Here is a 22,839-nt window from a genome sequence, read left to right on the forward strand (position 1 = left end):
AAAGCACGAAAACACACAAAGTATATAATAAACAGGCGAAATAGTGATAAATTCAACGTTCTTTAATAGACTATATCATATAATACTTTGTGCTTAACCAAAAGTTTGGTAATTTGAAATCGCCTGCTTTTTATACTCGAGCCGTTACTCCTGATTACAAAAAATATCCTAAGTAGGATTGAAATTCAACCCTCAGGCTCTTCGATAGATTTTTCAAACAAAATCCCTCCCTTAAACATCCCTTTTAGGATAGGATGAATGTTTTTGCCTAGCTCGGTCAAGCTATATTCAACCCGTGGGGGAACTTCGGGGAAAACAGTACGCTCAATCAACCCATCTGATTGCAATTCTTTAAGCTGCTTGGTGAGCATGCGCTCGCTTATATCGGGCAATAGCTTCACCAATTCGCTATACCTCTTATCTCCTTGAGAAAGGTGCAGAATAATGGTTCCTTTTCGCTTTCCTTTCACTGCATTGATGAACGTATCGATTGGGCAATAACTTTTTTTCATTTTTTTTCCTTCAAAGGATTCAAATAATCAAAAACAGAAATAAATGTTCGTAAGCCAACTATTTGTAAGTTGTTGATTAACAAATTATTTATCCTGACATTTGCACAAAAATAAGGAAAATCAACCGATAAAAAGATGGCACAAAACAATTCTACATTTAAGGCATTTCGAATTGAAGAGGTGGATGGCAATTACCGTGGGGCTGTCAAAGAAATGGAATTTGGCATATTGAACAGCAATGAGATTTTAGTAAAGGTACACTACAGTTCATTGAACTATAAAGATGCTTTATCGGCTTCAGGGAACAAGGGGGTGACAAAGAGTTATCCTCACACGCCTGGTGTTGATGCGGTTGGAACCATTGAAAAATCGCACAGTGATTTATTTACCGCTGGAGAAAAGGTAATTGTCACCAGTTATGATTTGGGGATGAATACTGACGGCGGATTTGCCGAGTACATCCAAGTCCCAGCCGAATGGGCAGTGAAATTGCCTGAAGCATTGAGCATGAAAGAGGCGATGATATATGGCACTGCGGGGCTGACTGCGGGCATGTCTGTATTAAGGCTTACCGAATTGGTAAAACCAGAAGATGGAAAAATAGCTGTTTCTGGTGCAACAGGAGGCGTGGGTGCACTAAGCGTTTCCATATTGGGCAAACTAGGCTACTCAGTGGTTGCAATTACTGGAAAAGAGGCGGAAAAAGAGTATTTGATCAACCTTGGAGCAGAAGAAGTACTATTGCGCAGCGATATAGAAAACTTTGATAAAAAACCTTTGTTAAAAACGTTATTTGCAGGAGCAATTGATACAGTTGGGGGAGTGATTCTTGAAAACATCATCAAATCAACAAAGTCGACAGGTGTGGTCACTTGCTGTGGCAATGTAGCATCTCCAAAAATTGATCTAACAGTCTTCCCTTTCATCCTCAGAGGCATTGCACTTATTGGCATAGATTCTCAGAACTATCCCATGAAGTACAGGAAAACAGTATGGAACAAATTAGCCAACGAATGGAAACCCACACAATTAGCAGATACGTGCGAGGAGATTAAACTGGAAGATGTGCAGCATAAAATAGCATTGATGCTGAAAGGGAAGAACTGTCCTGACGTTGGGTGCTTAGTACGTGTATAGATGTAATCATATAGCAAAGATCCGAGGTTTGTGGAATTGGGCATCTCCCACACAAACCTCTTTTTGTTACAATAGGGCTGTGAGTCACAGCTCTAGGGGTAGATAAGGTTAAAATGTAAAAAAAGTTAAATTTAATCTGCTATAGAAACCTAGTAGGCAGGGGGAAATAAAAGAGGTAGTCCTTGAAAAGGAAAGTTCCGCAATGCCTATTGGTGTATAGGATGGAGATCCTGCAACTAGCCGTCCGCATCAAGTGCAGGATGACACTGATTTTATCCCCGTCGGGGTCGTTTTCGATCGCCCCCGACGCTAGCTTATCTATCTTCCTATCGCCCAAAACGTCAGGAGGCGTCTGAAACGGCTCCGACGTGTGTTTCGCTCCGAAAACCGCAACACCTCATCCCTCACGAGTCATGTCGCGCTTGATGCGGTATCCTCCTCCTACTATTCCGCAATGCTACGACTCGGGTTTTTGTTTGATGCTTGGGTAGGATGACACTGGTGTGAGGTTGGTTTTAGTTATTTTCCAATCAGATCTAAAACTTACAAGCCCAAAACAAGGACTTATTACTGCCGGACAACTACTTTTTGGTGCAAAACAAAGACTTATTTGTGCCGGAGAAAGAGATATTTCTTCTGAAATATGAAATATCCAAGCCGATATATGAAATATTTGTGCCGATGAACGTCTTATTTTTCCCGAAATATGAAAATTCCAAGCCGTTATTAAACTTACGAAAGACAACCTACTCGATATTTTTTCCTTTTTGCCTCTTATTTATACCTTTTTTCTTCTTTTCTGAACCGTATGAAGGTTTATTTGCCCTCGCGGGTACATTTTTGGGTTTGCGGCAAGGGGAAATTCTGAATTTTGCGGATTTTATTGAAATGGTACGTGCCTTAAAACACCTTCCGCTTAGCCAACCTTAGTGCTGAAACAAAAAATGGCAGATGGGGCACGGAAGACATGATCTTTACCTCTTCTCCAAAGCTGGTTTGTTCGTCTAAAAAGCCAAGTACTTTATGGATGGGATTGGAGGAAAAGAGGTCGGTGAAAATCCCTTTGATATTCCCTCCTGAACGTGCCATTATGTCGAGCATCATGGCATCGTAGAGCAAAAAACGACCGTAGCTTTTCCTATGTTTCTGCAAATCTTTCCCAGCCAGCAGCAATGCCACCAATTCTTCGGTATCTGCCTGCACTCGTTTAAATGCGTAGCCCGAAGAGGGTTTGCACATGCCTGCGCGCGTGCCTATGTTTATCCACCGCTTACTTTCTGCCTTGGCAAAAGGATAATCGCTCATGGGAATGACACCGTTCTCTTCTTCCACCACTTCGTAGCTTTCCAATCCCAAATATTCAGCTACATAGCTCTTTAGGGCTTGGTCATATTCCTCGTTCTTGAGCAAACTCTTTGAGAAAATGGTAAACTCAACCAAGGCTTCGGTCTCGCTATAGGGCAGCACGTACACAAACCTCACTTCATTATTTTGGGGAATGCGGAAATCGAACATGCGTGCGTTTGCTACTTCGAAAACAGGTTCATCGGTTTTTATGACCCAGCCTCTGAAGTGTTGCAAAAGCAGAAGATAGTTTTTGGTTTGTTCTTTAACCCAGTCTTCATCAAAGCGACTGTCGAATAACAAATCAGTTTGGTAGTTACCAGATGTAGTGGAAACAATCACCCTCTCTCCTACTTCCTCCACCTTGTTTATCTCGGCTTTTAGCCATTGGATATTCTTGTGCTTGGCAATTTCCTCTTTTATAAACCGATAAAAATCAGCTCCACGGACTTGGTAGTATGCTGCTGGAGAAAGATCGAAGGAATTGGAATATGAATCGGAAATAAAGCTTATTTGCGACCAACTATGAGAAATAATGGATTCAAAATGCTTAGGAGGCTCTCCCCAAAAACACCAAGTACGATCATTTTGGGTTTTGTTGTCTTTGTCTATCAGTAAAATCTTCTTATCTGAAAAGTATGGTTCGAGGGAAAGGCGATACGCTAAGCTTAAACCTGCTAAACCAGCCCCGGCAATAATGATGTCAAATTTATTTTTGTCCATTCTTAAAAAAAAATATCCAATATGTCTTTGCGTGGAAGACCTTATAGGTTTCGCCTATATTTCCTAAAAAGCATCCAACTTGCTATTATCAAATCATAAACTAAATACATTTGTTTCAAGATTGTTTAAGCTCACGCATCCTTTATGATTTTTCGCCATGAATCTACTTCAAAAAAGATATTTACTGACCGATAGCCGAAAACTTATCTCGCCCAGCGAATCCGTTTTTTTTGCCATAGACGGGGAAAGGCACGATGGGCATCAGTTCATCAAAAACTTATATGAAAAAGGGGTTCGGGAATTCGTGGTGGAAAAAGAACTGGATACTGAAACAGAACAGCTAGATGGAATCCATTTTTACAAAACTGAAAGCAGCGTTGGTTTTCTACAAGAACAAGCCAGCCTTAAACGCCAACAGTTTGTCATTCCCGTGATCGGGATTACGGGCAGCAATGGAAAGACAATTGTGAAGGAATGGTTATATCAGATGATCAGCCCTTATTTTTCGATAGTAAAAAGTCCTAAAAGCTATAATTCACAAATAGGCGTCCCCCTTTCGGTTTGGGAAATGAACGAGCACCATACGCTGGGCATTTTCGAAGCAGGTATTTCCCAAGTGGGAGAAATGGGAAAGTTGGAAAAAGTGATCCGACCAAGCTTCGGTATCTTCACCAACTTGGGCACAGCTCACGACGAAGGTTTTGAAAACCAAGTACAGAAGTTGGAAGAAAAACTAGCGCTTTTCCAACAGAGCGAAACGCTCTTGGTATCAGCCGATCAGGACGAGGTAGTTGAAGCGGCGAAGAAACTTCCTTGCAACTTGCTCAGCTGGTCGGCCAAGGGCAAGAAAGCGGATATCCAATTTGAAATAAACGAGCCGAAAAAGCTGATAGAAGCGAGGTTCGAGGAAAAAACTACCCAAGTCTTCCTTCCTTTTACCGATGCAGCTTCTTTGGAAAACTATTTCCATTGCATAGCCACTATGCTTTACCTAGGCATGAGTGAAAATCAAATAAAAGCTGCTGTAAGCCGAATCAATCCTATCCCCATGCGGCTTTCCCTCAAGCGGGGCATCAACGATTGTCTTCTCATTGATGATACTTACAACAATGATTTGGCAGGACTTTCCACTGCCTTGGATTTTCTGCAACAGCAACAGGGGAAGGAAAAGAGAACACTGATTCTCTCTGATTTTGTAGATGCGAGAGGATCAAAAGAAGAGCTTTACAAATCCGTAGCTAAGCAACTTGTTTCCAGAAAGATAGAAAGGGTAATCGGGATTGGAAAAGACATGCGTGCTTATTGGACGCTATTCAATGACCTCGACTACCAAAGTTTTGAAAACACGGCAGCCTTCTTTGCGGATAAGCGGGTGAAATTTGAAAAGGAAGTGATCTTGATAAAAGGTGCTAGAAAGTTTTCCTTCGAGAAAATAGTGGCGCAATTGGAGGAAAAAGTCCATGGTACTCGATTGGAAATCAACTTGGAAACTTTGGCAAACAACCTCAACCTTATCCGGTCGAAACTTGATTCCAACACAAAGATCATGGCGATGGTAAAAGCTTTTGCCTACGGAAGCGGAAGCTTTGAAATAGCCCAATTGCTCCAATACCACTTAGTCGATTACTTGGCGGTTGCTTATGCCGATGAAGGCGTTGCCCTGCGCAAACAGGGAATCACTATGCCCATTATGGTGATGAATCCCTCTAAAGAAACTTTCCCCTACTTACTCAGACATAAGCTTGAGCCTGAAATCTATAGTTTTTCCCAGCTCCGCTCTTTCATATATTTCCTAAGGAAGTTTCCTTCTTACCCTCCCGTTAAAATCCACATTATTTTGGATACAGGGATGCGACGCCTCGGCTTTGAAAGCCATGAAATAAAAGAACTGGCAAACATACTGGAACAGAATGGCGATGTGCGGGTAAAAAGCATCTTTTCCCACTTAGCTGCGGCTGATGATCCTGAACACGAAACTTTTACCCGTCAACAAATCTTTCTTTTTGACAAACTATCCAGCGAACTTTCAAATCAGCTGGGCTACCAACCTATTCGCCATATATTGAACTCAGCAGGTATCTTGAACTATCCCGATAGGCAATTTGACATGGTGAGGCTTGGCATCGGGCTGTATGGAATTGACCCGAGAAGCAACCCAGAGCTTGAACTGCATAATGCCGCTACTTTGAAAACATCGATTTCCCAAATAAAGGAAATTAAAAAGGGCGAAAGTGTAGGCTACGGAAGAGCATTCATCGCTGCCAAAGCAATGAAAATAGCCACCATTGCCATCGGTTATGCCGACGGCTACGACCGAAGGTTTGGCAAGGGGAATGGAAAAGTGCTGGTGAAAGGAAAGTTAGCTCCCGTAATTGGAAATGTCTGCATGGATATGTGCATGATTGATGTTTCGGGGATTGAGGATGTGAGTGAAGGGGAAGAAGTGATCGTTTTTGGGGCGAACCCGAGCGTAGTTGAGCTCGCCCAAGCCATTGGCACTATTCCTTACGAACTGCTCACCAATGTGAGCGAACGGGTGAAGCGGGTGTTTTATACGGAGTGATTACCAATATTAAGTACTAACTAACTCTTTAATACCATCTGCAAAAACGTCTAGGTGTTCGGGTAATATGAAGACAGGTGTGGCAATTCCAATCACATTGACACTTTGATAATCCACATTACTATTTTTATAGTTCTCAATTGATTGAACTACAATTTTGTATTGGTCAAAAAGCTTATTTTTTATATCAGTAGCACTCTGGTTTTCAATTGAAAAATAAGCGATTCCACAGGAGTGCTCTGCATCTATGTTAGTGACTATTTCTATCTCTGGTATAGCACTTAATTTATTTATCCAGTATTCTTTTAAAATTTGCATCCTATTTCTTTTCGCCTCGTAACCAATTTTTTCCCAAAAGTCGAGGCTGAAATTACAGGCTTCAAAAACAGGGGTAATTGATCCGAAATTCTCAAATTTTTCTATCCTTGGAGCATCTGCATTGTAATGATAGTGCCCAAATAGCGGATACGTTGCAGGAATATTTTCTTTTCTAATGTACAAAAAGCCACTCCCGAGCGGTGCAGCACACCACTTATGTAGCGATGCGCCTAAATAATCGCAACTAATTTTTGTAACATCGATGTTTAAATGTGAAAAACTTTGCGCAGCATCAACTACAGTAGCAATTCCTTTTGACCTTGCCCATTGACATATCTCTTCTATGGGATAGATTTGACCGCTAATCCAAACCATGTGCGAAATCAAAATCAGTTTTGTTTTGGGTGTGGCACTTTTTTTAAAACATTCAATAATTTGCTCTTTTGATGTGGGTTGGTACGGTATTTCTACTCTTTTCACTTCAATCCCATCTCTTTTTTGCCGTTGATACAAACTACCCATCATGCTATCATATTCATGAACAGATGCCAATACCTCGTCCCCATTTTCAAAAGGGAAACCCATCAATGCATTATTAAGAGCTTCTGTAGTGCTTCGCATTAATGCCACTTCCTCAAAAGAGCAATTCAATTCTTTGGCAATTTTCACTCTCAACAACTCCTTATTGCCTTCTGCCACTTCATGGTTTCGAATAGAAGGGAAAGATTGGACATGCCCATAGTTTTGGCTAAACTCCTCAAATGTGCCAGAAGGAATAGGGCTAGCAGCATGAGCCCTAAGGTCAATGTAACTATTATCTACGTTAAATTGGCTTCTAACCTTCTCCCAAAACGATTCTTCACTCATCTGGTCATTGGGTTTGGTAATTTTCTGTACTTGTTTTCCTTTTGTGATTTCTGGAATCATACATAGCCCCGATAGTTGTAAAATAAAGTCTGCTCTATTCATTTTGGCACATCTTTTAGCATAGAAAAGCTTCTTAATTCTCATTCATTATCCCACACCACATTGGTAGGGTTTCCTTCTTGAAAAGCTTTTACATTTCCAATAGCCATTTCTAATAAGCGTTGTCTCGCCTCTATGGTCGACCATGCTATGTGTGGCGTGATAAAACAATTTCTTACTCCTACAAGCGGGTTATTTTTAGAAGGAGGTTCTTGCGAAAGCACGTCTAACCCAGCTCCGGCAATTAGCCCCTTATCAAGCGCATCAGCCAAATCTTCTTCATTTATAAGCGGACCTCTTCCTGTATTGATCAAAAATGCCGAGGACTTCATTTTAGAAATTGTTTCTTTGTTGATAAAGCCTTTGTTGGCTTCGGTAAGCGGGCAGTTCACGCTAATAAAATCGCTTTGAGCCAGTAGTTCGTCGAGCTCCACTTGGGATGCTTTGAGACCCTCTACTTGCTTCTTGCTTCTGTTTTGGTAAATCACCTTCATCTGAAAACCTTCAGCTATTCTGGCAACCGCCTGCCCTATTCTCCCAAATCCTATAATACCCAAGGTTTTTCCAGCTATCTCTCGCTGAGGACTGAGCACATAACAGAAATCCTTACTCTTTGCCCAATCTCCATTGGCTACCGAATCGGCATGGCTTCCTACATTTTGAGTATAATGTAAGATGAAAGAGAAGACTAATTGCGCTACCGACTCTGTACTATAAGCAGGGATACTTGTCACCACTATTCCTGCATTTTTCGCAGCTGCTGTATCAACTACATTGTAGCCCGTAGCCAAAACGCCAATATATTTTAGTTTGGGAAGTTGGGCAATGGTTTCCTTAGAAAGAACCACTTTGTTTGTAAGAAGGATATCAGCTTCTTGAGCGCGTTCTAATAATTTTTTAGGCTTGGTGCGTTTGTAAATTTCACAAGACCCCAGCTGCTCTAAGCCTTCCCAAGAAAGGTCACCTGGGTTTAGGGTGAAACCATCTAGTACTACAATTTTCATTTTCGAGACAGAAAGTAGGGTTACACAAAAAAGTCCCATGGATACCCATGGGACTACATTTTATTTTTCAAGTTTCAAGGTTATGCAAGCATTGTTACAAATCCCTCCAATTGGCGGGTTGTATTTTTTCACTTTGACTTCTACGTCTAAAGCCCCGTCGAATTTATCTAATATCTTATTCGCAATTTTATAAGCTAAATGCTCCAATAGATTGACCGGATGTGCCATAATCTCCCTCACTATCGCATATAGCTCTTCGTAGTTTAGGGTACACTCTAGTTCATCGGAGTTTTCTGCCGCTGAAATATCATAACTCACCAATAAATCGATACCAAATTTATTTCCCGTATCACGCTCTGTTTTGTACACTCCGTGATAAGCAAAGAACTCCAATCCGTTCAAGGCAATTTTCCCCATAATCATCCAATTTACTTCGTTCTTAAAGATTGAACCCAAAAGTAAACATAAGCTACTAAACTTTAAAGCAAGAGCATATTTAAAGCCTTGTAATCTTCAAAGAAAAAAGCAGGTCCGGAAATATCACCTTGCAAGATTATTTAAAACCTATTAAGCAGTATGTGCCTTATTTAGAAAATTATCAAGCAAAAACTTATCGTGAAGAGTTTGTGATTCAGCAGGTTTTTCAGCTTCTGCATTCAGGTTTTGAAGCTTTTGAAGCAACGTTCCTTCTTGTTGTTTCTCTTGCTGAGGCCGAGAATGCTTTGCCGCAGGCCTGGCAGTAACCTGCTGAGGCCTTGAAGGAGCTTTTTGACCTACCGGCTGCTTAGCTCTTTTCTCTTCAAACTTTTCTGCTTTGTACGAATTATGGTTCACGAACATCTGCGGAGAAGAGTCGATGCTCCGCTCGGCATATTGGTAACGGGCTACTTTTTTAATTTTCGTCAGCCTGTTGATAGTTTCTGAAGTCTCTCTCATGATCTTGTTCAATTCGTCGATCATCGCATCGGTATGCTTATCAACTATATCAAAATCATCGCGAAGAGTTTTGGTTTCTTTCTTTTGCTTACCCACCAACTCCTGATGCTGCTGTTTTGCACTCATCATCATTTCCTTGGCCTTGTGCTCAGCCTCTTTCACCAAAAGGTCTTTGGTAAGCTCCGCTTCCTTAATAGTTAAGTCAGCTTCCTTTTTCGCTTGGCGCAAGGTTTCTTCCTTATTCCTTTCAACTTGTTCTAGGGCTTGAAGCAAAGACATTTCCATGTCTTTCATCCTTTTCAGTTCTACTGATAAGCGAGAGTTTTCGGTTTCTAAGTTTTCCCACTCAGAAGAAAGGTTTTCGAGGTAAGATTGAACTTCGGCTTTCTTTAAGCCACCTAGCAAACGTCTTTCAAAAGACTTTTGCCTGATTTGTACAGGTAAGTTTTTCATTGAGATATTTGGTTAATTGTCGTTTAATTGTTTTTGTTATTCTCTGTTGATAGTACAATTCTATTACCAAATTTAATAACTCTAGGTTTTTTACCTAACTTTTTTAGGTATTTATCGAAAATATATAGTGTTTGACCGATTTTGGAAGAATGTAGGGTTTATCGGAAATAATGAGATTTATTCCATATTAAATACTAATTCCCAAATTGAAATGGATCTGTCATCAGAACATGAAAGAAGCAAGCCATCGTTTTGCGGCCAACTTACTTTATTTACCGAAGTGCCATGCCCAGCATGCCTGGTTTTATCTATCACCTTCAGCAACCTGAACGTTTCCCCATCCCATACCTTCACCGATTTATCCTTGCTACAGGTCACAAAATACTTTCCGTCGGGACGGAAGGAAATATGATTGATGGTGTACATATGCGCCACTATCGATTCCTGCATTTTATAATCCAGTTTCACATCCCAAATCTTGAGTGTGGCATCTCTGCTCCCACTGAGGAGGAAATCACCATTAGGGCTGTAAGTTATGGCAAATACAGAGTTATCATGTCCTTCCAGTTCATTCTTCACTATAAAAGAATCTAGATCGACGATCCGAATTTTATGATCGCTATATGCCACGGCCAACTCCCTTCTCTCTTCATGTACCGCCAAAGCCCGAACCGATTTGTCCGATAAGTTCAGCTTATGTACTATCTGCTTACCGTCGCCGCTTATTATATATACCGTGCCATCACCGCTTCCTACCAATATTTTATCTTCAAATACTTTTATGTCGAATATCTGTTGGTCGGTAAGCTTGAGAGACCCTACTTCCTTGTTTGTCTCTAGGTCTACAAAATGGATTCCTTCAAAGTTCTGCCCTACAATAAGGATGTTGGACTGCGGCAAGTAGCATAAAGCATAGACCGTATTATCCACTTTTGCAATGAGTTTTCCCTCATCAGGCTTTTCCAAATCCCACCCAACCACAAACTTGTCGGACCCGCTGGTATAAAACAAGTTAGACGTTTCTCCTTCACAAAAAGCATAAATACAATCGCGATGCCCCGTAAAAACAGCTTTTTTATGTACTTGTATTTTGTTCATCCCTCTTTATTAAATTCCTCTGTTTTTTTGAATAAGCATAACCATATGCTTTTTATCTTTGCACAAAGATAAACCTGCCCGCTTCGCATACAAGTTATATGCAAAAAGCAAGTTTACTTTAAAGTCAACCACAAGAACATAACCATAGGTAAATGCCATTGTTGAAAGAAAATCAGGTGAAGCAAGGAGTTTATTGGGGCATCTGGAACATCACCGAATCTGAGGAACACCTCCATCAGGCATATCCTTTTGAAGAAGTGAAGTCTGAGCTTGGAAATATAAAAATAGAGCTCCGAAGGAAGCAATGGCTAGCAGGAAGGATATTGGTTGGCGAATTATTGAAAAAACGATCGCTACCCTTTGAAGGAATCTGGAAAGACCAGCACGAAAAGGCTTTTCTGAAAGATTCTAATTTCAGCATCTCCCTCTCCCACTCGGGCGACTACGCCGTGGCCATTGTAGATGAATACAAATCGACAGGAATTGATATTGAAATGGTACAGCCTAAGATCCACCGTGTAGCAGGCAGGATTTTGAACGAAGCAGAAATGAACCTTGCAGGAGAAAACACCAAAGAACTGACCGCCTACTGGTGCGCCAAGGAAGCACTTTACAAGCTGTACGGAAAACGAGAAGTAATTTTTAAAGAAGAGCTTTTTATTGAAAAGCCAAATGGGGACTCAAACTTTATGGGAAAAGTGAGGAAAAACGGGTTCAACAAAAACATTCCGATGAAAGCCGATGAGTTTGGCGACTTCATGATTGTCCATTCACATTAAAATATGTAGCGGCCAATTAAACTTGCCACTTGTCTGCTGTTCCTCCACCAAGACCTTGGAGAATGTTCATGTAATTGATAAAAGAATCGAAAGGAGCAGCATCTTTACCCCTATTCTTTGTTTTCATACTTTCAAAAAAAGAAGCATCTGCTAGGGCTAAAAATTCATTGCTTTTAGCCAACTCTACATCTTTATCGAAAAGCTTATGCCACTCGCCCATTGCACCGGTTTGTAAGCGGTTTTGGGCAGGTTGGTTTATTTTAGCATTGGAGGAAAAAGTTATTTTATGTTGAAAGTCCAATACATCGTTGGCTACCTTTTCAAATACATCCCGTTGTCTTTCTTTCACTTTTCCAAAAGCTAAGCTCGTAGGAATTGGTACATATCCGCAGCCTATAATTTCCACTTTACCTTCGGCATGCAACTCTTTGAGCAGAAGTACCAACTCTGGCTTTATCGTATCCATTAATTCAAGCATCACCCCTGAGCAGTTGACTTTTTGAGCACTGCTCACTTCTTCTTTTTGAAATTTCATCAGAACAGGTTTTACCTTTTTTTCCAAATAAAATTTTGCTGTGATTTTACTTTCCGCCCAATCTATATATTCTCCCAACTCGTCTATTTGGTTGAAATATACTGTTTTGAGAACTAGTGGACTATGGAATAAAAGAATGTCTTGCTTCATAAACTGCATCGGAATAATAGAATAATTGGTACCGTAAAGCTATAAACTATCCTAATATCTCCTTTGCAAGAACGCTTCTCGGGCACTAGGTTCGAGCCTTTCCTAAAAAATAGTGTACCTTTGTGGCTTCATTACGAAGCAAGCAAGTAACTATTCTTTGATTTGCTTCCTTAACACACATATATGTCATTTAACAATTTAGGATTATCCGAGCCATTGCTAAAAGCAGTGAGCGAAAAAGGATACACAACCCCATCACCCATCCAAGAAAAAGCTATCCCACTAATTTTAGAAGGAAAAGATGTTTTGGCTTCGGCGCAGACGGGAACAGGAAAAACAGCAGGATTCACCCTGCCACTTTTGCAAAACCTTTCGAGAGGTCAGGCACTTAGGCACAGACCAGTCCGAGCACTGGTACTAACCCCTACTAGGGAACTTGCCGCCCAAGTTTACGACAACGTGAAGGCTTATAGCAAATATTTAGATATCCGCTCTACAGTGATATTTGGAGGCGTAAATGCCAATCCGCAGATCAGAACCCTTAGGCAGGGAGTGGATGTGCTGGTAGCTACTCCTGGTCGCTTATTGGATCTTCATAACCAAAAGGTATTTAGGCTAGACAAAGTAGAAATACTGGTGCTAGACGAAGCTGACAGGATGCTCGACATGGGCTTTTTGAGAGATATCAAAAAAGTAATGGACTTGATGCCACCTAAAAGGCAAAACCTACTTTTCTCGGCAACTTTCTCCAAAGAGATAAAAAAACTTGCCAATAGCATCTTGCACAAACCAGTTTCGGTAGAAGCAGCTCCTGAAAACACCACGGCGGAAAAAGTTGATCAAATTGTCTATCGCGTTGACAAAGGAAGAAAACCTGCGCTACTCGTTAAGTTAGTTTCGGAAGGAAACTGGGAGCAAGTGTTGGTCTTTACCCGCACTAAGCACGGGGCAAATAGGCTGAGCGAAAAACTGAGCAAAAGCGGAATTAGCTCAGCAGCTATCCATGGTAACAAAAGCCAAGGGGCGAGAACAACAGCCCTGAAAGGGTTTAAACAAGGAAGAGTCAGGGTTCTGGTAGCCACTGACATTGCTGCCCGTGGTCTTGACATTCCCCTACTCCCACACGTAGTAAATTTTGAACTGCCCAACGTACCTGAAGATTATGTTCACCGAATAGGCAGGACAGGTAGAGCTGGCGCAAGTGGCGAAGCCATTTCGCTTGTAAGCGCAGACGAAGTCGACTATGTACGAGGAATAGAACGCTTATTGGGCGAAAAGCTCCAAAGCGAAATTATAGAAGGGTTTGAACCTACTCCAGGAGCCAATGCCAAACCACAAAAACCTGCTACTTCGGCAAGAGGTGGCGGCGGCGGTGACCAGCAAAGGAAACCAAAAACCCAAGGTGGAAACAGAAGAAGGTTTGGTAGCAACCGAGGTGGAAGCGACCACGACAGCGGAGGAAATAGTGGAAACTTCAGACGAAGAAACAGCAAACGCTCTTAATACCAACAGCCTCGAAAAATATGTTTTTCGAGGCTGTTTTTTTTTAATTAAAATATCCTTGCCTAGTTCACAATTAACTTTTTCAGCCAGCTTTTTTCTTGTGAATTGATTTTTATGAAGTACAGACCCGGTTTTTCGAACACCTTAAATGGAATGGTAACCTGTATTCCCGTTGCATCAACCAGTTGAACCCGTTGCCCCAATCCATTAAAAACCTCCACACTATTAAGGGCGATTTTACTTTTCATTTCAACCCTTACATTCTGCCCAAAACTAGGGTTCGGATATACTAAAACATTTAATTCTGCCTGTTCATAATCTTCTATCCCCGTCTCCACATCAATTATCACCTCGCCGCCAACTTCCATGTCCACGCCTGGCTTCCAAGGGCTCAGTCCGTACTCGTATGCACCCACGTCAGGCAAATCGCCTTGGAAATCATCGTTGATGCCCGCTATCTTCACCCCAGTATCAAATAAGCTTGATTCTTTTTTAGGTGTGAAATTTTGCGCAGCTAAATCCGTAAAAGGATCATTCGCATCAATCACATTGTGATCGATCAGCGTTCCTGCCCAATCGCCAATACTCGCATAATTGTTATAAATCGTATCCCGTTGCATTTCATGCTCCGCTTTTAGCCAAGTACCCATTGCTTGCTCTACGTGCCAAAATGTATTGTGGTAAATCCCATGGTCCCACACGTCCCAGTTCATCTGCAAGCCCGACCAAGTTACGTTCCAAACTACATTGTGGTGCACCGAATAGCCTTTGCTGTCATTGTCCAAATAAATCCCAGCGACTCTGCCATCAGCATAGTCAGGGCCAGCAGAATCATGAAACCAGTTGTGATGGATTTCAGTATTTTTTGGGTTATCATTACCTACAGTGTAGAAAACTCCGCCATCGTTATTGATCAGCATACAATTGGAAATATCGTTGTAAGAAATTTCACAATCTGTTCCTCCGTTGTACATCCCATCACGTCCCGTATTCATAATGGTGTTGGCATGGATTTTAACATTGGTAGCCGAAGAACGAACAGGAGAAGAATGAATCCCAACAGTGTTGAAATTCTTGATGACATTGTGCTGGATCGTCACACTAGTTACCCCGCCCCATCCTTGGACAAATACTCCGTTCAAAGATCCTCCATCAATTACATTATGTTCTATGATGGTATTACTCGCTCGCACCAACACAGTGGCATCTCCGACTTGGGCATCCGTATTGTCCAGTTCATCTAGGATTTGCAAACAATTTTTAAATGTGCCATTTCTAATCACACAGTTGCTCCCCCTTATTTCTATTTTCCCTCCAAAAGCGTTGATCCCATCCACTACTATGTAGTCGTTTCCGATGTCCATTGTCCTTACACGCTGCGCAACTTCCACTTCTAAGCCGTTTGGGTCGGCATTGCCCGGAGCTTGGAAATAGACCATTTCTTCATCTTCGTCGTAATACCACTCACGTTCAAAGTCCAAGGCATCTTTCGCCCCGAAGAGAAAAAACTGCCCCCTGTTTTCATTCCTCAAAACGGTTGGGTTGTGTGGGTTGAACGGCCATTTACTAATATCTACTTCTGTAAAACTGATCGTATTGCCTGCATTAGCTGTAATTTTTCGAGTCCAGCTAGTTCCCGAATGTGCACCCAAATACCAAATATACCCACCGACCCAATCCTTGTCGGGAATTTCCGAACCTACAATGGTAGAACCTGTTCCGCTTTCTACTTTCACGCCTTGAACCGTATAAGGGTCATCATCGTCATTGTTAGGCCACCTCGCCCAGTCCATCGGCTTCCCGTTGCAAAAAATCATGTTTTGCCTACCCAAGCCCATGGCATAATCGGCTTGATAGATATTACCAGATGAGATTGACCAAGTATCAAGCACCTCTGTCGCAGATATAACCACCGAATCATCGGCGTAGTTGGTGAACACAATGGGGCTTCCAGCCTGTCCTGCATTGGCTGGGGAAAGCACCTCACGGTAAGTCCCCGCTTTCACAAAGCAAGTATCTCCCGCCACCATCAGCGAAGCGGCTTTGCTTATTGTGAGAAAAGGGGCGGCTTTGCTCCCATCGTTAGAATCTGAGCCATCTTTGGCCACATAATAATTTGCTGCGTTCGCCTGAAAAAAAGCAAATGCTAGTAAGAATACAATAGTAAATTTAGCTTTCATTTTTATTTGTTTTCGTCGGAAATAGTTTAATGTTAGTTGTTAGAAAATATCGTCCTTTTCTATCTTAAGGTGATTTTATAGACCAAAGCTGCATCTGCTTCGGCAGGCTTATTCTTAGGCGAAGTCACTTTCAAACCTTCTGCTGTTTTTTTCCACTTCACTCTTTCCTTGCTGCCCAGTACAGTTACAGATTTCACTTTCAGATCTTTTGCCTTTCCTGCAAAAGTGCTAAGCATTGTCTCTTTGCTTTCCCCAGGCCAGCCGAGTTGGATAGCATACACCGTTTTGCCATTTTGGGTAAAACGGACATCAGCTGCGTTCAACTTGTCTAACCCTTTCTTTATCGCTCCATATTCGTTCCATGCATCGGCTGGGTCGCGAACAAGCTTTGTAGTGCCTTCGCCAAAAGCGACAAACGGACGGGTGCTGTAGATCGCCTCGCCGTAGAGCTGCATCCACGCACCTATCCCTTCCATTGCTTTTACTTGTTCTTCGGGAATAGTCCCATCGGCCATAGGTCCTGCCGAAAGCAGCATTACGCCGTTTTTACTCACTACTTCGGCAAGCATACGTATCGCCTTGTGTGGGTCAATTGCGGTTCGCTTCGCTTGGTTGTAGCACCAAGAGCTTCCTAAGATAAAATCCGTGATCCAAACATCCGCCGTAATATCCTCCATAGTCGCCCGCTCCACATTCACCACTGCCAAGTCGGTAGGGAAAAATGTACCTTTCGTATTTACCACCACCTCTTTGTTCAGCTCGGCAGCCTTATTGAAATAATTAGCCAAAAACTGTTGCCTATGCGATTCTTTCACGAAGCGCTGCCCGAAGTCCATCCAGATATAATCGGGGCAATATGCATCGATCACTTCGTTCAGTTTTGCTAGCCAAAGATCGTTCGCCTCGTCATAATCCATATTCCCATACAACTTTCGGTACTTCTCGTCTTGCGGCACTTCGCAAGAATCCTGCACGTACTGATATTTGGTAACTGGTCGCAAATACGAGTTTTCAGGCTTTGGGTAAAACATCATATTGAACCCGTGGTGAAAAGTAGTCATGTACTTCAGGTCTCTTTTCTTGGTCTCTTCGCCAATGGCTTTTACCACATCGATGCCCGGTCCCATAGCTACAGAGTTCCATTCATTCGCTTTGCTTTCCCAAAGCGAAAAACCATCGTGGTGTTCGGCTATCGAGCCAATGAATTTTGCCCCCATGTTTTCAAACATATCTACCCATTCTTTGGCAGAGAATTTCTCCCCTTTCCACTGGGGAATGAAATCGTGGTAATGGACATCATCTCCGTAGGTCTTCTTATGGTATGCGTAAATTTCGGAACCCCAGCCAACCCTATCGGGCACGTACATCCACCTTGGGTACCACTCGCTTCCCCAAGCTGGCACCGAATACACGCCCCAGTGGAAATACACACCAAGTTTAGCATCGGCAAACCATTCGGGGGCAGCTTTGTGGGTGTTCAACGACTCCCACTCTGCCTTGTATTCTTCTTGCGCATTCGCAGCTACAAAGCAAAAAATAAAAGCTGCTAGCAAGGTTGCTATTTTGAATTTAAAAAACATGATAATTCGTCGGTTTTGTAAAAAGTGTCTGCGAAAAAATAGCCAAGAACTAAAGCTTCTCTATGTACAAATAATAAGCAGGATGCAGCCTTCCGAGTTTGTCAATCAACTGCGCCTCAAGGTCGTATTTGCCCGCCGCCATATCAAGTGTATAGGAAATCTCATCTTCGCTCCCCTCTATCTTTGTCGTTTTCTTGTACCTTCCTACGTAAAGAAATGCTTCGGCAAAGTCAGATTTCTCACTTGCCGGTGCAGATTTTTCAATTCTCCTTTCTTTTGCCATAGCCGGGAAAGTCTCGTTGATTCCCAAGCCAGACTCGCGGGGGAAGCGGCGCATACTTATTTTGTATTGCCCATCTTCTACAAACTCGATCTTCCATCTACCAGCCGAAGGAGCCGCTGCAATAACACCATGTTGATGCCAACCATAACCTAGGTTTCCAGTAAGCATATCGTGGCAAGCAATGCGGGAAGGGTTTTCGTAAGGCGTGCCTACTTTAATGTAAGCATAGCGTTCGTTCACTCCTTCGTCTACCAATGACTGCCACCATCTTTCGTAGCCTCCTGCAAGGCGGGCCGCTATTTCAGGATGTTGGTCTATCACGTTATTTTTTTGCTTCAGATCGGACGTCAAATCATACAGTTCATCCCCATTTACCAAGCGCCATTCTTTTTCCATCACTGTGTAGTCCTTAAACTTGGTAAGGTTTAGCATACGCTGCGTGTCCATGAACAAAATCCTGTTTTCCCAAGCTGCTTTTTTCCCTTCCAAAAGAGGCTTCCAGCTTTTTCCATCAAGCGGTTTGATTGGATTGAGCTTGAGCCCGAGCAGGTCAACCAGCGTAGGCAGCACGTCGTAATGAGCAGCAAGTGTTTCAATGTCTTTCCCCCCAGTAAGTTCGCCATTAGGCCAGCGGATATAAAAAGGAACTCGGTGGCCGCCTTCTGTCACTTGCCCTTTTCCTCCACTCATACCAGCGTCATATACTTTATGCCCTCCGGCAGTCCCGTTATCGGTCATGAAAATAAGGATCGTATTATCAATCAAATCCAACTTTTCCAGCTTGTCTTGCAACAGTTTGAAGTTGTCATCTATGTTAGTGATCATCCCATAAAAACGCTTGAAATGCGCTGGCACATTTTCATCGTCTTTGTACATATCAATGTACTCTTCGGGGCAGTTGAGCGGGCCATGCGGCGCATTGGTAGAGATGTAGCAAAAGAACGGGTTGTCCTTGTTTTCTTCTATAAAGTCAAGGGCTTCCGAGAAAAACACATCGGTACAAAACCCTTTGTATTCTTCCACTTCTCCATTGTGCCAGTAGGTATCGTCAAAGTAATCATTGCCCCAATAATCCGGCCCTTGAGTGATTCCGCCGCCGCCATGGCGAACTACCTCATGGAAACCTCTGTCCATTGGGCGGAACGGGTAATTGTCCCCCAAATGCCATTTTCCAAACATCCCATTGGTGTAACCATTTTGAGCCAAAACTTGCGGAAGCAACACTTCGTCTTCGAACAAAAGCGAGCGACCGGCAATGGTATGGAACACGTTCAATCGGTTGGTGTGCCTACCCGTCATCAGCGAGCCACGAGAAGGCGCACAAGTAGTAGAAACATGGAAGTTGGTGAACCTGATAGATTCCGAATGGAACTTGTCGATATTGGGCGTTTTTATGTACGGATTGCCCTCGCAAGCCAAGTCGTTTTTCCCTTGGTCATCAGTAATCACCAACACTATATTTGGCTTTGATTTTTTGCTTTGTGCAAATACTGTTTGTATTGCCGAGATGCTCAAGGCGAGCAACAAAAAAAGTGATATGTTTTTATTCATTTTCTTAAATATTATTTACGCATCTGAACTAAGAAAAACCATAACATAGGCTATAGAATCCCTCTTAAAATGTAGGTTTTAGTTTAGGCTAAAGCCGAATTCGTTTTGTTTGTGAACGGGGCTTAAAAGCCCCGGATAGTGAGAAATCTGAGTAATTATTTTAATCACTAGCAAGGGGTTTCAACCTCTTGTAAACTATTTGAAACCAAACGGCTTTAGCCTAAACTAAAAACCGATTTATTGTTTTGCCCCCTTCATTGCTCAACCCCCAATATCTTCTCCCAATACTCGACAATCTCCTCGTCCGACGAAGCTCCACTCAGCCCCTTCCTCTTCATATTGTTCTCAAAATATTTACGAGAAGAGCTTTGTGCTTTTTCTATAGTTTCGGGCGACTCAGGCACCATTCCCTTTTCATAGATTTTCAACTTCTTTTTTAAAGTAGAAAAAAGCTTTTTTTGGATTTTCTTGTACTCGGCTTTCCCTGCCAAGTTATCGAACTCATCAGGATCTTTCCCGAGATCATAAAGCTCAATTTCTGGTCGAACAGCAGCCATTATCTGGTTGTATGGAGCGCCCAACTTCCCTTCCTTATACAAATGGTGGTACAAGGCAAAAGCAGGATATTGCGATTTTTTATATCCGCTCAACTGCATCCAAGGATTTTGCGGCATCCTGTTCCAAATCAATTTATACTGCCCATCGGTAATGCTTCGGATATCGTCCACCGCATCGCCAGCCCGTTGGCGAAAGCCGAAGACATACTCCCGCTCTTTTGCCTCTTCTCCCATGAAAACATTTCCATGTAAATGGCTAGGCACAGGAATGTTCGCCAAGCTCAACGAAGTTGCCGCTACATCTACCAAGCTTACCAATTGCTCGTCTACTTTTCCCGCTTCTATGCTTTTTGGATAGCGAATAATGAGAGGGATTCTCAACCCTCCTTCGTACAAAAATTGCTTATCCCGAAGGTGAGGGCGACCATGGTCACCAAACATAAATATGATGGTATTCTCCAGCAAACCCTCTTTTTCCAACTTATCCAAAACCATCCCTACCACCTTGTCGCAGTGCTGTACACTTTCTAGGTACATCGCCCAATCTGCTCGGAGCAGCGGATGATCTGGATAACAACTAGGAAACGTTACCTCGTCTGGGTTCACGGGATTTTCCTCATCTCTCGCAAAAGTGCGGTGAGGAAAATGGATTTGAACTTGGGCAAAAAATGGCTGGCCATCCTTACGTTGCGTCCAATCTGTCCCGTCAAAAATATCGTCTCCCAAAAAGTTAAAATCCTTCTTGCCCATTTTAGAAAGGTTTCCCCCTTTCCCATTGGTGCAAAAATAGCCCGCCTGCTGGAAGTAACTGGTAATGGGCTGCACACCTTCGGGCAGTTCCCTCATGTCCACCGTTCGGTGGTTGAGGCAATTGATACTTGTAGGATACATTCCCGTAATCATAGACGACCGGCTGGAAGAACAAATAGGCGCATTGGCATATGCATGGGCAAATCGTCTTCCTTCCTTTGCCAACCTGTCCATGTTAGGCGTTTTCACGTCTTTATTCCCATAGCAACCTAGCTCCGCTCCCAAATCATCACCATTTATCCAAAGGATATTAGGCTGGTCTTGCGCCAATAGGGAAATGTAAGACCAAAAGGCAATTACAACAAACACTAAAAATCTTTTCATTTTCTAACTATAGTTTAGAGGTTAGAAATTAGATACTAGATGAATTGACAATGAAACTTAGGGTCATAAATGGTTTCTCCAAAAAAAGAAGAAAGCTGGGGCAAGCATCCGCCCACAATGGAATTGTCGTACCGAAACCATTATTTCAAGCATCCGCTTGAATTGAACCCAAGTTTGCGTGCCAGTTCGGCTAAAGGTTAGAAAGCATTAAAAACTTGCAACCCGTAACTTGAAACCTGAAACACATTTTCACTCCCTACTCTCCCTTCTTCACTTTCTTATTTTCCTCAGCTATTCTGTTCTTCTGCTTCTGGTTCAGGCCATGTTTGTAATAGAAATCTGGCTTGTAATAGTTGTTGTGATGCTTCATTCCTGGGTCATCCACATCTAAGCTCAAGTCGCAATCGAACCTTAGCAAAATTGCATGATTCTCTTTCCAAGTAGTTGCGTTGGTAAGATGGGAAATCCCCCAAGTGATTCCACGCCCATCTTTTGTATCGGTAAAAGCATCGGGCATAAAAGGACCAGCAGCAGTCGGCATCAAACTCACGATAGAAGCAATTTCGAAGTTGACTCCATCAGGAGCATATTGGATGGTAAAGTGCTCATTTCCATCTTTTATCACCAAAGCAGCAATCCCTTCTTTGAAGGGGAAAAGCGTGGTTTCATGACCAGAGTTGATCACAGGATTGAGCGGATGTTTTTTGAAAGGACCTAAAGGATTGTCGGCAATAGCCAAGCCCTGCATACGCACCAAGCGAGGGTCGCCATCAAAATCAGATTTGTAATACAGATAGATTTTGCCATTGTGCACTATCGGCTGCGGATCGTGGATGGAATATTGGTCCCACTCCCCTTTTGCTCCATTTTCCACCACTACTTTATTGTAAGGTATCCAAGGACCATCGGGCGAATCGGCATACGAAACTGCTACGGGGCAGTCATCTCCACGCTTGCCACTGGCTTCCATAAAGCCTTGGTAATACAAATAAAACTTCCCTTCCCATTCCAAGATATCGGTAGTAGAAACCGAGCGCCAGCCTACTTCAGGTTTTGGAGGGCGGGGAACTGCCACACCCTGCTCTTCCCATGTAAAACCGTCGTCGCTGGTTGCATACCAGATATCGCACAAATCCCAGTCGGAAGAAGGAATGGTATCATTGCTTTTGTCTGCCCCTTGCGGAGGAGTTGGGGTTTCCCTGTGCGTGTACCACACATAGTATTTTCCCTCGTGAAAAATCACCTTAGAAGGATCGCGGCGGGAAATAGTGCCATCATGGTCGTTATAATCAAAGCCCTTCAGCTCCGTATATTTGAATTGGGTATAGAGCTCATTGTCTTCGGGGCGAGGAGCTAGATAGGCATCGTAGTTTCGCTCCATGGCCGCACTCATTTTCCTATCTGGTTTCTCCTTAGGCAATTTGAAAGGAAAGCCATCCTGGGCAGATACCGCCAAAGAGACCGAAGCCAACAAGGCACTTGTTATTAAGCTTTTTAAGATAAAATGTGTAGTTCTCATTATTTTATAGATTG

Annotated in this window: 18 protein-coding genes; 5 read left to right on the plus strand and 13 right to left on the minus strand. The window is 42.6% G+C overall.

Going from position 1 to position 22,839, the window contains the following annotated elements:
* Positions 1-185: 185 nt before the first annotated feature.
* Positions 186-512 carry a helix-turn-helix domain-containing protein gene (locus tag R9C00_14350; GenBank protein ID WPO38638.1) on the minus strand — a complete coding sequence of 109 codons (327 nt, stop codon included), beginning with the start codon at positions 510-512 and terminating at the stop codon, positions 186-188.
* A 135-nt stretch (positions 513-647) separates the two neighbouring features.
* On the opposite strand from R9C00_14350, the gene R9C00_14355 reads away from it, so the two are divergent.
* Positions 648-1,649, plus strand: coding sequence for a YhdH/YhfP family quinone oxidoreductase (locus R9C00_14355; protein ID WPO38639.1), 1,002 nt, complete (start codon positions 648-650; stop codon positions 1,647-1,649).
* 900 nt (positions 1,650-2,549) lie between these two features.
* On the opposite strand, the gene R9C00_14360 is transcribed toward R9C00_14355, so the two are convergent.
* On the minus strand, positions 2,550-3,716 hold the full coding sequence (locus R9C00_14360; GenBank protein ID WPO38640.1) for a lycopene cyclase family protein: 1,167 nt from the start codon (positions 3,714-3,716) through the stop codon (positions 2,550-2,552).
* Between the two features lie 157 nt (positions 3,717-3,873).
* Between R9C00_14360 and R9C00_14365 the strand changes: the two genes are divergently transcribed.
* Positions 3,874-6,279 (plus strand): bifunctional UDP-N-acetylmuramoyl-tripeptide:D-alanyl-D-alanine ligase/alanine racemase, encoded by a 2,406-nt coding sequence (locus R9C00_14365; protein ID WPO38641.1) that lies wholly within the window; start codon positions 3,874-3,876, stop codon positions 6,277-6,279.
* A 9-nt stretch (positions 6,280-6,288) separates the two neighbouring features.
* Here the strand turns inward: R9C00_14365 and R9C00_14370 are convergent, their stop codons facing one another.
* The 5 genes from R9C00_14370 to R9C00_14390 all read right to left on the minus strand — a co-directional run bounded on the left by R9C00_14370 (position 6,289) and on the right by R9C00_14390 (position 11,054).
* Positions 6,289-7,566 (minus strand): aminotransferase class V-fold PLP-dependent enzyme, encoded by a 1,278-nt coding sequence (locus tag R9C00_14370; GenBank protein ID WPO38642.1) that lies wholly within the window; start codon positions 7,564-7,566, stop codon positions 6,289-6,291.
* Positions 7,567-7,604: 38 nt separating this feature from the next.
* The gene (locus R9C00_14375) at positions 7,605-8,567 is read right to left on the minus strand and encodes a D-2-hydroxyacid dehydrogenase (GenBank protein WPO38643.1); all 963 of its coding nucleotides are present in this window, start codon (positions 8,565-8,567) and stop codon (positions 7,605-7,607) included.
* Between the two features lie 60 nt (positions 8,568-8,627).
* Positions 8,628-8,990 (minus strand): dihydroneopterin aldolase, encoded by a 363-nt coding sequence (gene folB / locus R9C00_14380; protein WPO38644.1) that lies wholly within the window; start codon positions 8,988-8,990, stop codon positions 8,628-8,630.
* Between the two features lie 144 nt (positions 8,991-9,134).
* The gene (locus tag R9C00_14385) at positions 9,135-9,956 is read right to left on the minus strand and encodes a DivIVA domain-containing protein (protein WPO38645.1); all 822 of its coding nucleotides are present in this window, start codon (positions 9,954-9,956) and stop codon (positions 9,135-9,137) included.
* A 177-nt stretch (positions 9,957-10,133) separates the two neighbouring features.
* Positions 10,134-11,054, minus strand: a complete 921-nt coding sequence (locus R9C00_14390) for a WD40 repeat domain-containing protein (protein ID WPO38646.1) — start codon at positions 11,052-11,054, stop codon at positions 10,134-10,136.
* A gap of 152 nt (positions 11,055-11,206) precedes the next feature.
* On the opposite strand from R9C00_14390, the gene R9C00_14395 reads away from it, so the two are divergent.
* On the plus strand, positions 11,207-11,833 hold the full coding sequence (locus R9C00_14395) for a 4'-phosphopantetheinyl transferase superfamily protein (protein ID WPO38647.1): 627 nt from the start codon (positions 11,207-11,209) through the stop codon (positions 11,831-11,833).
* Positions 11,834-11,849: 16 nt separating this feature from the next.
* On the opposite strand, the gene R9C00_14400 is transcribed toward R9C00_14395, so the two are convergent.
* Positions 11,850-12,518 carry a hypothetical protein gene (locus R9C00_14400; protein WPO38648.1) on the minus strand — a complete coding sequence of 223 codons (669 nt, stop codon included), beginning with the start codon at positions 12,516-12,518 and terminating at the stop codon, positions 11,850-11,852.
* 183 nt (positions 12,519-12,701) lie between these two features.
* On the opposite strand from R9C00_14400, the gene R9C00_14405 reads away from it, so the two are divergent.
* A complete protein-coding gene (locus tag R9C00_14405; GenBank protein WPO38649.1) occupies positions 12,702-14,021 on the plus strand; it encodes a DEAD/DEAH box helicase in 1,320 nt (439 codons plus the stop codon).
* A 62-nt stretch (positions 14,022-14,083) separates the two neighbouring features.
* Here the strand turns inward: R9C00_14405 and R9C00_14410 are convergent, their stop codons facing one another.
* The 4 genes from R9C00_14410 to R9C00_14425 form a co-directional block, all read right to left on the minus strand.
* The gene (locus R9C00_14410) at positions 14,084-16,201 is read right to left on the minus strand and encodes a T9SS type A sorting domain-containing protein (protein WPO38650.1); all 2,118 of its coding nucleotides are present in this window, start codon (positions 16,199-16,201) and stop codon (positions 14,084-14,086) included.
* A gap of 59 nt (positions 16,202-16,260) precedes the next feature.
* Entirely contained in the window at positions 16,261-17,781 is a 1,521-nt protein-coding gene (locus R9C00_14415; GenBank protein ID WPO38651.1) for an alpha-L-fucosidase, read from the minus strand.
* Positions 17,782-17,830: 49 nt separating this feature from the next.
* A complete protein-coding gene (locus R9C00_14420; GenBank protein WPO38652.1) occupies positions 17,831-19,615 on the minus strand; it encodes an arylsulfatase in 1,785 nt (594 codons plus the stop codon).
* Positions 19,616-19,869: 254 nt separating this feature from the next.
* Positions 19,870-21,306: a sulfatase gene (locus R9C00_14425; GenBank protein ID WPO38653.1), complete on the minus strand. Its 1,437-nt coding sequence runs from the start codon at positions 21,304-21,306 to the stop codon at positions 19,870-19,872.
* A 69-nt stretch (positions 21,307-21,375) separates the two neighbouring features.
* Between R9C00_14425 and R9C00_14430 the strand changes: the two genes are divergently transcribed.
* On the plus strand, positions 21,376-21,507 hold the full coding sequence (locus R9C00_14430; GenBank protein WPO38654.1) for a hypothetical protein: 132 nt from the start codon (positions 21,376-21,378) through the stop codon (positions 21,505-21,507).
* Positions 21,508-21,562: 55 nt separating this feature from the next.
* Here the strand turns inward: R9C00_14430 and R9C00_14435 are convergent, their stop codons facing one another.
* Positions 21,563-22,825, minus strand: coding sequence for a glycoside hydrolase (locus R9C00_14435; GenBank protein WPO38655.1), 1,263 nt, complete (start codon positions 22,823-22,825; stop codon positions 21,563-21,565).
* Positions 22,826-22,839: the final 14 nt, after the last annotated feature.

This window comes from Flammeovirgaceae bacterium SG7u.111, from assembly GCA_034044135.1.
In the GTDB taxonomy this organism is placed as follows: Bacteria; Bacteroidota; Bacteroidia; order Cytophagales; family Flammeovirgaceae.